Annotated in this window: 11 protein-coding genes and 4 pseudogenes; 5 read left to right on the top strand and 10 right to left on the bottom strand. The window is 60.9% G+C overall.

What is annotated here, in order from left to right; all coding sequences use genetic code 11:
• The first annotated feature begins 123 nt into the window (after positions 1-123).
• Positions 124-507 (top strand): RidA family protein, encoded by a 384-nt coding sequence (locus AC5ZG5_RS39730; RefSeq protein ID WP_456646367.1) that lies wholly within the window; start codon positions 124-126, stop codon positions 505-507.
• 312 nt (positions 508-819) lie between these two features.
• On the opposite strand, the gene AC5ZG5_RS39735 is transcribed toward AC5ZG5_RS39730, so the two are convergent.
• The 3 genes from AC5ZG5_RS39735 to AC5ZG5_RS39745 form a co-directional block, all read right to left on the bottom strand.
• The gene (locus tag AC5ZG5_RS39735; protein WP_456646366.1) at positions 820-1,533 is read right to left on the bottom strand and encodes a DNA helicase; all 714 of its coding nucleotides are present in this window, start codon (positions 1,531-1,533) and stop codon (positions 820-822) included.
• Between the two features lie 366 nt (positions 1,534-1,899).
• Entirely contained in the window at positions 1,900-2,160 is a 261-nt protein-coding gene (locus AC5ZG5_RS39740) for a hypothetical protein (protein ID WP_130226734.1), read from the bottom strand.
• Between the two features lie 125 nt (positions 2,161-2,285).
• Positions 2,286-2,489 (bottom strand): CsbD family protein, encoded by a 204-nt coding sequence (locus AC5ZG5_RS39745; protein WP_028166602.1) that lies wholly within the window; start codon positions 2,487-2,489, stop codon positions 2,286-2,288.
• A 99-nt stretch (positions 2,490-2,588) separates the two neighbouring features.
• Here AC5ZG5_RS39745 and AC5ZG5_RS39750 point away from each other — a divergent pair.
• Positions 2,589-2,725: pseudogene (locus tag AC5ZG5_RS39750) on the top strand (IS5/IS1182 family transposase); the annotation flags it as partial.
• A 201-nt stretch (positions 2,726-2,926) separates the two neighbouring features.
• Here AC5ZG5_RS39750 and AC5ZG5_RS39755 read toward each other — a convergent pair.
• Positions 2,927-3,187 carry a GntR family transcriptional regulator gene (locus tag AC5ZG5_RS39755; protein WP_456671279.1) on the bottom strand — a complete coding sequence of 87 codons (261 nt, stop codon included), beginning with the start codon at positions 3,185-3,187 and terminating at the stop codon, positions 2,927-2,929.
• Positions 3,188-3,332: 145 nt separating this feature from the next.
• Here AC5ZG5_RS39755 and AC5ZG5_RS39760 point away from each other — a divergent pair, with 145 nt between their 5' ends.
• A complete protein-coding gene (locus AC5ZG5_RS39760) occupies positions 3,333-4,250 on the top strand; it encodes an NADP-dependent oxidoreductase (protein ID WP_456646364.1) in 918 nt (305 codons plus the stop codon).
• Between the two features lie 267 nt (positions 4,251-4,517).
• Here the strand turns inward: AC5ZG5_RS39760 and phnA are convergent, their stop codons facing one another.
• The 6 genes and pseudogenes from phnA to AC5ZG5_RS39790 all read right to left on the bottom strand — a co-directional run bounded on the left by phnA (position 4,518) and on the right by AC5ZG5_RS39790 (position 9,371).
• Entirely contained in the window at positions 4,518-5,789 is a 1,272-nt protein-coding gene (gene phnA / locus AC5ZG5_RS39765; protein WP_456646363.1) for a phosphonoacetate hydrolase, read from the bottom strand.
• A gap of 223 nt (positions 5,790-6,012) precedes the next feature.
• The gene (locus AC5ZG5_RS39770) at positions 6,013-6,903 is read right to left on the bottom strand and encodes a LysR substrate-binding domain-containing protein (protein ID WP_456646362.1); all 891 of its coding nucleotides are present in this window, start codon (positions 6,901-6,903) and stop codon (positions 6,013-6,015) included.
• A gap of 127 nt (positions 6,904-7,030) precedes the next feature.
• A pseudogene (locus tag AC5ZG5_RS39775) lies at positions 7,031-7,198 on the bottom strand (DUF4267 domain-containing protein); the annotation flags it as partial.
• A gap of 56 nt (positions 7,199-7,254) precedes the next feature.
• A pseudogene (locus AC5ZG5_RS39780) lies at positions 7,255-7,922 on the bottom strand (NAD(P)-dependent oxidoreductase).
• Between the two features lie 62 nt (positions 7,923-7,984).
• A complete protein-coding gene (locus AC5ZG5_RS39785; RefSeq protein ID WP_456646361.1) occupies positions 7,985-8,458 on the bottom strand; it encodes an SRPBCC family protein in 474 nt (157 codons plus the stop codon).
• A gap of 43 nt (positions 8,459-8,501) precedes the next feature.
• On the bottom strand, positions 8,502-9,371 hold the full coding sequence (locus AC5ZG5_RS39790; protein WP_130226739.1) for an SDR family oxidoreductase: 870 nt from the start codon (positions 9,369-9,371) through the stop codon (positions 8,502-8,504).
• A 101-nt stretch (positions 9,372-9,472) separates the two neighbouring features.
• On the opposite strand from AC5ZG5_RS39790, the gene AC5ZG5_RS39795 reads away from it, so the two are divergent.
• Together AC5ZG5_RS39795 and AC5ZG5_RS39800 are read left to right on the top strand one after the other, a co-directional pair.
• Positions 9,473-10,363, top strand: a complete 891-nt coding sequence (locus AC5ZG5_RS39795) for a LysR family transcriptional regulator (RefSeq protein WP_456646360.1) — start codon at positions 9,473-9,475, stop codon at positions 10,361-10,363.
• A gap of 181 nt (positions 10,364-10,544) precedes the next feature.
• Positions 10,545-11,296, top strand: a pseudogene (locus AC5ZG5_RS39800) (IS5 family transposase).
• The last annotated feature ends 77 nt before the right edge of the window (positions 11,297-11,373 follow it).

The raw sequence follows: 11,373 nt of genomic DNA on the forward strand, positions 1-11,373 counted from the left end.
ACTCGCCAGAAACTTCTTGGCTGCCGTCCACATCGCCGCAGTCGTCGCCTATTGGATCAATTGAGTCTGAACCCTAGCATCGACTGCGTCATCTGCCCTTTGTCTCCATTCAGGATGGTCGCCATGCGTGCACTATCTCCCTCGTCGATTCGACCGCCCTTGGCGCGATACAGCCACGGGATCGCCGTGCCGGCGGGCCACCGCCTGGTGATCACTGCGGGGCAACTCGGCATCGCTCCAGATGAGAGGATTCCCGCGGACAGCGAAGCGCAGGCCGATCTCTGCTTCGCAAACATGGCGGCGATCCTTGCCGAGGACGGGATGGCGCTGGCGAACGTCGTCCGCCTCAGCGTCTATGTGACGGCCCGTGAGCACATGGAGGGCTACAGGCGATCGCGCGACCGGCAGTTTCCGGGAACGCCGCCGGCGACGACGCTGATAATGGTGGCCGGCTTGGTGCGGCCGGAATTCGTTATTGAGATCGAAGCCATCGCGGCCGCCCCTTAGCGCGTTGCCGGACAGTGGTTGCGCGCGAGAGTGAATGCAAGAGAGGCGACTAGCACGCCCGCGGCGGGGCGCGCTGTTTTGCGGGCGATGCACCTGTCTTTGACTGTTCTGCATCCGACTTCATTTCGTTCTCAAAGAACGAATCGAAGCCGGAAAAAGCGGACCCGACCGAATCCTAACGATTGGTTTCCGCCGAGCCTGCCGAAGGCGTGAACACGACTGGCGATATCAGAAACGGAGCAACGGGGCGTTGCAGCCTGTCGCGCACGATCGATTTGGCACACGACAGGAGCAGGACCGGATTGGCCCGCGCTAGCTCACGGCCCGGAACTGGACTTCGCCTTTGTTCAAGAAGCACGTCTTGTTGAACAGCCGCAAGTCCAGCGGATTAGGCAGCCGGACATCGCCAACGTCAGGACACGTCTTCTTCGCCGGATCGTAGGAGCGATCGATCTGCGAGATGAAGACGATGATCAGCCCGCGCTCCCGCGCGAACGATTTCAGCACGCGAACCTGCTCGGCCAATCCGGGGTGTTCACGTTTCTGATCGAGCAATTGCAGATAGTCCACCACCACCAGGGTGCCGCGAGCTGCCGTCGCCAACACCCTCGTGATGTAATCGGCACTTATCGCGTCGGAGCAGTCGAGTTCGAACAGTCCGTCGAACCGCGCGTACTCCGCGCCGATGGCCTGGAAGCGATCCAGAACGTCCCTTTCGGTATACTCCAGCGTGAAGAACACGGCGCGATTGCCGGATTTCATGGCCTCAATGGCGAGCTCGAGACTCATCAGCGTCTTGCCCTGGCCCGGGCGCGCGCCCACCAGCACCAGGTCACCAGGCTTCAACCGAGCAAGCAGCTTGCCGGCGGGCCTGGACGCGGACAGCTTCGCCGCAAGCAGGCTCCAATCGCGATAGCCTTCCTGAAGGGCGATGCGATTCAGCGCGACATGGAGTGGAATACCTTCCTCGCGGGATAGTCGTTTGGCTTTGCGCTTCAAATGGTAGAGCGGCGCAGACAGCTTCATCGGCAACCTCCTATTGCGAGCAATCTTCGCAATCCCTCCTTATGCTTGGCGCTCGAACAGTCGGTTCGATGATCAGGTAGCCCGGTATGAACAATACTTTCCCGATCGGAGGGGGGAGGCGCGGGCCGCGCTCGAATCGGATGATAGCGCACTTCGTCGTAGACGGGAATCGCACGGGTCCCACCTCCGACCAAGCGCTTGTACGACCATGCCGCCTCGTATGAGAAAGCCCCCGCTAGGGAGCGGAGGCTCTTTCAGAAGTTGAAGGGCCAGGCAGTATCTTGCGGATCCAAGAATGCCCGCTTGATGGCCCGATCGCCTTTTCCAATTTTCTCCGGCTGTTGCCGGCCGTCACCAGTCGTCCGGTCAGTCGTTGTCATGATGAATGACGGTTTTCTCGCGAGATCCGTCCTCATTTTCTTTCTTGATGACCGTGGTCCTGTCGGTCTCGCGAGGCTCACGTTCTTTGATGACGGTGGTCCGATCGCGGTCGCGATGATCGCGAGGCTCACCGATAGTGACACCTCCGCCAACCGGTCCGGTTTGAACCCCAACGCCAACGTCTTCAGCCAAAGCGGGGGCGGCAAACGACACCATCAAGGCGGCGGCAAGAAGGTAGCTCCTCATCTCATTCCTCCATTCCGATTACAGATGAAGAACGTGCCGGTGCGACATTTTGTTCCTGTCCTGAAGGACGTCGAAACCCTGGACCTCCGATCAAAAAAGCCCCGCAAAAGCGGGGCTTCTTGAAGTTACCACTTCTGACGACCGTACCAGTCATCGATCTCTTTTCTGGCCTGGTCCTTCGCATAGCCGTAACGTTGCTGCAAACGTCCTTCGAGTTGGTCCTGCTTTCCCGCGATGACGTCGAGGTCATCATCGGTGAGCTTTCCCCACTGCTCCTTGACCTTACCTTTCATTTCCTTCCAATTGCCCTCAACGCGATTCCAATCCATTGCTCTCCTCCTTGGACAACTGGTGGCCAACCGACATTGCATGCTTTTGTTCCAATAGCCTGCGCGGCGGCTTCTTGTCTGAACAATCGACATTGCTGCCCGCCTGCTCGAAAGGTACCTCGCTCGCTTCATGAAGAGCCCGCGACATGGCGCGGGCGCTTGCCAAATCCTGGAAGGGTCGAGCATCACGACGACAGCGCAAGAAGGTCGAAATATTATTCGCTCCCGGCCGTCGAGAGAGAGCCGGAGCCGCCCGTCCTTTCAGCTGCAGTTCGCTCAGGTAATCGTCCTCGATGATCCAGGCGTCGTTCCGCCGAGCCCAGGCGATCAGTGCAAGCCGCCGCGGCAGCGACATCGTCATTCCGAGCGGTGCCTGCTGGCCTCGCGTTACAACTGGCAATGTCGCTCCACCGGCGGTCTGGACGCCAGCGGCGACATCAAGTCCTTCCGAGCTGAGCGGCCAGATCGCGCCAAGAGGGTAACCGCGCGCCCGAGGTGAGCCGCCCGTTCTCGATACCCTCTCTGACCGCGCAATAGATCTGGGCAGCCAGCGGGGTCCTTCTGGCACGATCAAGTCGGATGCGGAGGCCAGCCATTGCGCGATGGTACAGCCAAAATTGGCAATCTTGGTACTGTTTTATGACCAGCCGCAGCGCATCTATGCGCCAACACCGGCGACCGGAGCGATCCCGATGCATCAGGCTTGGTGGGAACCCCGGTCAATGCAGACAGCGCAGATCGCAGGGATGGAGACCGGACTTCGACAATGGCTGACATTTTGTGGATAGCCGGCGCGTCCACGCTCCCGAGCCAAAGAGACAAATGACCGAGGAGAAAATTATCATGAAAGCGATCGTTGTGACGGACCAAGCGGCGGGAACGGCCGGGATGACGCTGGTGGAGCGGCCCGAGCCGCAGGCAGCGATAAACGACGTCGTCGTTCAGGTTCATGCGTCGGGATTCGTCCCGACTGAGCTGGCGTGGCCCTCGACCTGGACCGATCGCCTCGACCGTGATCGAACACCGTCGATCCTGGGGCACGAGCTGGCCGGAGTGGTCACCGCTCTCGGATATGGCACGACCGGTCTGTCGGTGGGACAGCGGGTGGTCGGCCTCGCGGACTGGTATCGCGACGGCACGCTGGCCGAGTATGTGGCGATCGAGGCACGCAACCTCGCGCCGCTGCCGGGCGATGTCGACTTCACGGTCGGCGCGAGCCTGCCGATCTCGGGCCTGACCGCGTGGCAGGGACTGTTCGAGCACGGCCGCTTTCAGGCGGGGCAGAGCGTCCTCGTGCACGGTGCGGCCGGCGCAGTCGGGTCGATGGTGACGCAACTCGCACGAGAGGCCGGCGCCTACGTCATCGGTACCGGACGCGCCGCCGACCGTCAGACGGTGCTCGACTTCGGCGCGAAGGAGTTCGTCGACCTCGACAACGACGCCCTGGAAGACGTCGGCGGAGTCGATCTCGTGTTCGATGTCATCGGCGGCGACATCGGGAAGCGGTCCGCAGGCCGGATTCGAGCCGGAGGAACGCTGGTGTCTATCGTCGGGCCGGCCGAGGCACGGCCCGCCGACGGCCTCGCGGTCGACTTCGTCGTCGAGTCCGATCGTGCCCAACTGAGTGAGATCGTCCAGCGGGTGCGGGACGGACGACTGCGGACGAACATCGGCAACGTCTCGACCCTCGAGGATGCCGTCATCGCCTTAAACCCGACCGAGCGACGCAAGGGGAAGACGATCATCCGCGTTCGTCCCTAAGCGACGCACGCCCATTGCGCGGGCCAACGACCTGTAGGCCGAAGAGCGTCCCTTGGGAGTCGAGGCCTGCCGGAATTGAGGCCGGCGGATGCCTCACCAGTGTAACCCCGGACGTGATGCTGTAGCATTCGGCATAGTGTTGCGCCGGACGGCCTTGCAAAACCTTTGGGAAGCCTATCGCGTGCTTGTAGGGATAGACATTGACGGACGGAACGATCAGCGGTTCGCGCAGCTACGGACCGCCGCTCTCGATTGGCGCTTTGCTGTCTAGTCGACAACTCCGTTCAGCGCGAAATCGAAAATGTCGTAGTTGTGCAGCGGTCCGGCTTTTGCCTTTTCCTTGTATTGCTCGCTGATCGGACGCGAAATCAGGAACGGCACCTTCTGCTCGCCGAGGCCACCGTGCGAGCGCAGCCGATGGCCGGCCAACTGGCTGAGATTATGATCCTCCCGTCGAGCGCCCACCACGGTGGGCCGATCGCTGAAGACCGCAAAATCTCCCTCACGGTCGATGGGCAGTTCGAACTGCCTACATACCTGCTGCTTATCCAAAACGAGTTCGATTCCCGGCAACGTCTTGGCAAAGGCAATCATCGCGTGGACATCGCCAGGCTTTCGCAGGTGCACCCGAACAAAGGAACCGAGCGCCCCGTGATGACGAACGAATGGATCCGCAATCGGACAAATCACGCGCACCGAGCCGTCGCCGAACCGTGAGTTCAATTCGTCCTCGAGGTACACGACATTGGGAGTGCCATCCTTGGCAGACTTGTCGTTCATCCCGTGATCTGCAGTAATCGCAACAGTTGCTCCAAGCGAGATGAGGGACGCGATCGCCTCGTCGACAGCCTGATGATACGCGTCAGCTTCGGGCTCGCCCGGCGCATGTTTGTGTTGGACGTAGTCGGAGGTCGACAGGTACATGAGCATTGGATGCTCAGTCGCCAGGAGCTTGACACCGGCGTCGAAGACGAACTGCGAGAGATCTGCCGAGTATTGGTCCGGCGTAGTGCGCCCCACCAATTCTTCGACGTTATCGATACCGTTTTCCTTCAGATTGGCTTTGCCGGCGTACTCCGAGGAAAAGTTGATCCCCTTCATCTCGTAAGCGAGTACCTTCAGCAACTTGTCTTTCGCGGTCACAACAGCCGTCTTTACGCCAGCCCGACTCAATGCACCGAGGATGGTGCCGCACCTAAGGCGTTTGGCGTCGGTAACCATGATCTCCTTGCCGGTTTCCGCATCGAGATAATAGTTTCCGTTGATCCCATGCACGACCGGCGGCACGCCGGTGACGATTGACGTATTATTGGTGTTCGTCGTGCTCGGCATCGAGCAATCCGCGATTGCAACAAAGCCATGTTCTTTGAAGGACTTCATCGTGGGCAACGTGCCGTTCGCAATGCCATGCTCCAGATAAGCGGGGTCGAAACCGTCGACACACACCACGACGGTGGGACGTTTGGGCGCAGCATAAAATCTTCCGTTCACGTCGACTCCCGTAGCGGGATTCTGCGAGGGCGCGAGGCGTTGGTTCATGGATAAGGCTCGGGTGGGCAAATCGTGCATGGCGGCACATTCCCGCTCGCGAGCGAGAGTTTCAATCGAATTAAATGCACCTATATGTGAGTTGTAGTAAGTGTCCCAGCCAGCAGAGGACATCCGCGAAATCGTTTTGCGGAGAGACGTCCGAACTCAGTATTCTGGCACGCAGAAATCCGCCGGCGCCGGACAAAATTGACCGGCACGTTTCGTGGGTGCGCTACTTCCCGATCTCTTCTTTCAGCCAATCCACGACGCGATTGACATGTCGCGGATCAGCTCTCGAAGTAGAATGCGCGAAGTACTGCTCGCCTTTCACAGCGATGCCTGGGAGCGGACAGCGCAGCTTCCATCTGCTCGGGCCAGCGAAGAACTCTTTGGGTGCTACAATCGACCCCAATCCTTCGCGCACCGCATGCATCGCGACGAACATGTGATCAAATCGGTGGCCGCCTTCAAGCAGATAATCGCAGACCCCGGCCTCCTGCAGCCACGCTTCCCAGTGCCCCGGACGCGTTGCCGATGTGATCAGAGAATGCTTGAGGATATCAGCCGGCTTCTTAACGGGGCGACGTTGCAAGAGGACCTCCGCGCTGACAGGGGTAAGGTTCTCGGTGAAAAGTGCCGTGGTATCCTTGAGGTACGATCCAATTCGCTCCGCTGTGCCTCTCGTTATCACTAAATCATTGGCCGATATGTCGGGGGTCTCGCCGGTCATGCGCGTTGAAATCCAAACCGACACGTTGGCATTGCGCACCTCGAAACGTCTCAATCGGGGCATCAGAAAGTACATTGCGAATGTGGAGGGTGCCTCTATGGCAAGAACCGTCTTGCTTCGCTGGCGTCTCACGTACTCGCAAGCGGCTCCGATATCCTTGAAGGATTGCCCCAACTGTTCTGCGAGTATCTTGCCATAGGGGGTCAGCGTAAGGCCCCTTCCCTCACGCGTGAATACGTGTTGACCCAGCCAACTCTCGAGGGACCGAATTTGCTTGCTAACCGCTCCGTGAGTCACCCCGAGTTCTTTCGCCGCGGAACTCAGACTGTGCGCACGTGCGGCGACGGCGAACGCCCGAAGGGCGATGAGAGGCAACTCTCGTTCCTTGGTCACTGAGCCCTTCCCCGATACCAAAACTCACGTATTATCGCTATATTATCGACTTTCTGTCTGACAGCAAACCGCTCCAGCCGAGAAAAGCGCCACGTTGCACGCGGCGATGCATTGCCTCCAACTCTAGCACTTCGACCATAATCACGGCCGTGAGACCGTGCATACCGAAGGCGCTTTTCGTGGGGCCTTCTGCAAGAATGAGCAGCATGTCGCCTACGCGGATGATGGCTTCCACGCGCAGAATGATGCCGACCCCGCTTGGCGCGCCCCACATCGTGAACGCCAGCACAGTCAAGCTCACATTCCGCGCACTCGTACGCGTTACGGACCAGACGGTGCGCGGAATCGCGTTCACCAGGTGATCAACGGAGCACGATGCAGCCAGACATCGGCGCGCAATTGATCCAGGACGAACGCCGCAACGTCTTGTCGCGATATGCTTCCGCCATGGAAGTCGGAGAGATCCGTCAGGGCCCGGACCGAGCCGCGGCTGGGCTGATCATTCAGGACGGAGGGCCGAACGAGAATCCAGTCGAGCCCGCTGTCTCTGACGACGGCTTCCTGGCGGTTCTTGTCGGCGTACACCTTCTTCAGGAGAAGCGGAAAGATCAAGTTGTCGAAGAGAAAGCCGCCGTGTCCGGCGCTGTCGCCGGCGCCGATCCCCGTAATGCAAACCAGGCGGGACACGTGCTCGGCCTCATCGCGCTCACCAGTGCGCGCGTTGCCGTCGAGAGCAGCGTCACCTCGCTGAAGGGGCTTGCCGGCGTGCCGAGCGCACTCACGACGGCGTCCTGTCCCTCGAGGGCTTCGCGCAACGCTTGTTCGTCGCGGACGTCTCCGACGACGAGCTTGGCGCCTTTCAGATCGCTTGCCTTCTGGGTTGAACGCACCAGCGCGGTGACCTGATGTCCGCGCGCCAACGCCTGGCTGACGATCAGACGTCCGGTGCCGCCGGTCGCGCCAAGAACCAACAGTTTCGATGGGGAAGTCCTGGTGCTGTCGTTCGTGGGATTGCTCATGGATGCCTCCTTGAATGGCGGGACGCCTCTCAGGAGGTCGTGCCGCGGTTTCGGGGTGATGATCAGAGCTTGGTTTCCGCGAGCAATTCGCGGGTCCGCTTTAGCGTGGACAGCAGGGCGGCCTTGTAGCCCTTGTCGCTGTCAAACTGCGCCTGCTCGGCCTGCTCTTCGGGGCCATTCGGCTTCTTGCCGCGCAGCCCCGTGTAGCAATAGAACCGCAGTTGCAGGGCGCCGACCTCGTCCTCGAAGAGTTCGTTGACGATCGCGCCTTCGCGCGGGCCGGTGGCTTGGAAGAAGGTCACCTTCTTCTCCGGCTCGAAGGCGATGATCTCGCGCAGATCGTCGCCGGCGATCGTGGCTTCACGCACGATGTGCGTCTTGCTTTCTTCTACCACCTCGCAACGCGTGCAGAGATTGGGCGGAAGAAACAGCCGGGCGTCGCGGGCCTTGAGAACAAGGCCCTTCCACACCTGCGCGCGGGTCAGCGGAATCTCGCCTTTCGGATTCACCGGAACGGTGGCGGTCGAATGGATCATGGTCGTATTCCTTGGTTGTCGCGTTTGGGTGAAGCCGCTGCCATCAGGCAGCGGCCGTGATCTCGGCGACGAAGTCGCGATAGGAGCGCAGCGGACGGCCCAGGAGAGCGGTCAGACGCTCGACGTCGCCGGCCTCGGGGATCATTCCGTCAGTGAGGAAGCGCTCGCTCATCAGCCGCATGTCGAAGGCCATCCAGCTCGGCATGAACTGCCTCAGGTTCTTCTCGAAGCCGGCGGTATCGTCGCCCGGATATGCGATCGTGCGACCCAGCACCTCCGACCAGATGGCGGCAGCTTTCGCGCCGGTCAGCACATCCGGACCGACGAGATTGATCCGGTCGAGCGGAAGCGACGCGACGGACGTCTCGCGGCGGACGAGCTCGATAGCAGCGATCTCGCCGATGTCGCGCGCGTCGATCATGGCGAGGCCCTTGCTGCCGATCGGCATCGGGTAGATGCCGTAGCCAGTCATGACGTCTTTGATCGTGAGATCGTTGTTCATGAAGTAAGCGGGGCGCAGGATGGTGGCCCTAAAGCCCATCTGCTCGATCATCCGCTCGACTCCGAACTTGCCGGCGAAGTGGGGCACGTTCACGTAGACGTCGCTGTGGATCACCGACAGGTACACGATGCGCTCGATGCCGGCCTCTCGCGCCAGGTTGAGCGCGATCAGCGCCTGGGTGAATTCGTCCGCCACCACTGCGTTGAGCAGGAACAGGGTCGAGACGCCCGAGAACGCGCTGCGCAGCGAGTCGACGTCCAGCAGGTCGCCTTTCACGGCGTTAACGCTTGCCGGGAAGTTGGCCTTTGCAGGATCGCGCACGAGGGCACGGACATCGGCGCCGCGCTCGACGAGTTGTTGGACGACGTGGCGGCCGACATTGCCGGTGGCGCCGGTAACGAGGATGGTCATGGGGATCACTCCGGGTGGGTTGCGACACCCCCGCAAATTAGTGATCCAAATTCAGCCAGATAGACGCTATATTTAGACAGATCGTCTCACTGGTGGAACGAATGGATTTGCTGGCCCTCGCCGATTTCAACCTCGTCGCCCGCCATGGAGGCTTTGGACGGGCCGCCCGGGCCGCCGGCCGCCCGAAAGCGACGCTCTCCCGCCGAGTCTCGGAACTGGAGAGCAGCCTCGATCTGCGGTTGTTCGAGCGCGGAACGCGCACACTGAAGCTTACTCAGGAAGGTCGAGCGCTTTTTGAGCGGACAGGAGCATTGCTCGCCGAGCTCGACGAGACGGCGGCGGCGATCGCTTCGGGCGGGGACAAGCCGCGAGGCCGGTTACGGGTCAGCGCGCCTCTGCTTTTTTCGCAGACCGCGATGGGAAAGCTGGCTGCCGCGTTCGCGCTGAGATACCCGGAGGTTCGGCTCGAGGTCACGACGGAAGACCGCGCCGTCGACATGATCGAGGAAGGCTATGACCTGGTGATCAGGGTCAATCCGGATCCGGACGAAACCCTTGTCGGACGAATCCTGATGCGCGATCGACTGGTGGTGGTGGCGAGCCCCGACCTAAGTCGTCCTACGCGCGATCTTGCCGTTCCGACCGTGGTGCGCGGGGTGAGCGATCTGACATCCGCATGGGATGTGAAGTCGTCAAGCGGAAACTCTCGGATCACGACCGCCCCGGTGCTTCGCCTGTCGTCGATCGTCATGGTCCGCGATGCGGTCCGCGCAGGCGTGGGCGCCGCACGCCTTCCTGTGTCGCTCGTGAGTCACGATCTGGCCGCCGGCAAGCTTGTCCACTGGGGTGATGTCGACGGACCGGAGATCGTCCTCTGGGCACTCTATCCATCGCGCCGATTGCTGAGCGCTCGCGTATCCGCGTTCCTCGACTTTCTCAAGGAAGCCTTCCCCTCAGGGACACCGGACGAGCTTGCGGCCTTCATCGATTAGCACAACCGCCAAAGACGCCGTCCGGGGCCGAGAACAGCGGCAACCGAGTCGATGAAGAGACGAACGCGCGGCAAACCCGGGCGGCCCGATGGTCGCGAGCTAGGTCGTGTGGACTCTTGGGATTCTCAAATCAGATTGAACGTGATTCAAGGCTTTCTTTTAGGAGGAAGTCTTGGGTGTCATGGATCGGCTGGTTCTGAGCGATGTGCAATGGGATCGAATATCCGGCTTGATCATCGGCCGGCCGGACCAGCGCGGTTCGACGGGGCGCGATAACCGGATGTTCGTTGAGGGCGTTTTGTGGATTGTGCGCACCGGCTCGCCGTGGCGCGATCTGCCTGAACCGTTCGGCGACTGGAATAGCGTGTTCCGGCGCTTCAGCCGATGGAGCGCCAAAGGGGTCTGGCTGCGCATGTTCGAGGCGCTGGCGGATGATCCGGACTTTGAATACCTGATCGTCGATTCCACCATCGTCCGCGCCCACCAGCACGCCAGCGGCGCAAAAGGGGGGCTCAAAATCAGGCCATCGGTCGATCGCGCGGCGGCCTGACGACTAAGATCCATATGGCCGTCCGCGGCTTGGGCTGTCCGGTCCGTTTCTTCCTGACGGCAGGCCAAGCCGGCGATGCCCCACAAGCCCAGCCCCTCGTCGAGGGTTTTGCAGCCGAGTTCGTCATGGCGGATGCGGCCTACGATTCCGACGCGTACAGAACCGCCATCGCCGCAAAGGGCGCACAGGCCGTCATTCCAAATAATCCTTCGCGGACCAAGAAATATCCGCTCAACAAGCCCCTTTACGCCGAGCGTCACCTCGTCGAATGCTGTTTCTCAAAATTGAAGCAGTTCAGGCGTGTCGCCACGCGCTACGAAAAGACCCCGCGAAACTACTTCGCCGTTGTCACCATCGCCGCTACTCTGCTCTGGATAAGGTAACTGTCCACACGACCTAGTCGAACGGCTCGGTATCGCGCCCGAAGATTTGCCGCTGATGCTTCGCCCCAACGGCACCT

It is taken from the genome of Bradyrhizobium sp. Ses1 (assembly GCF_059512365.1).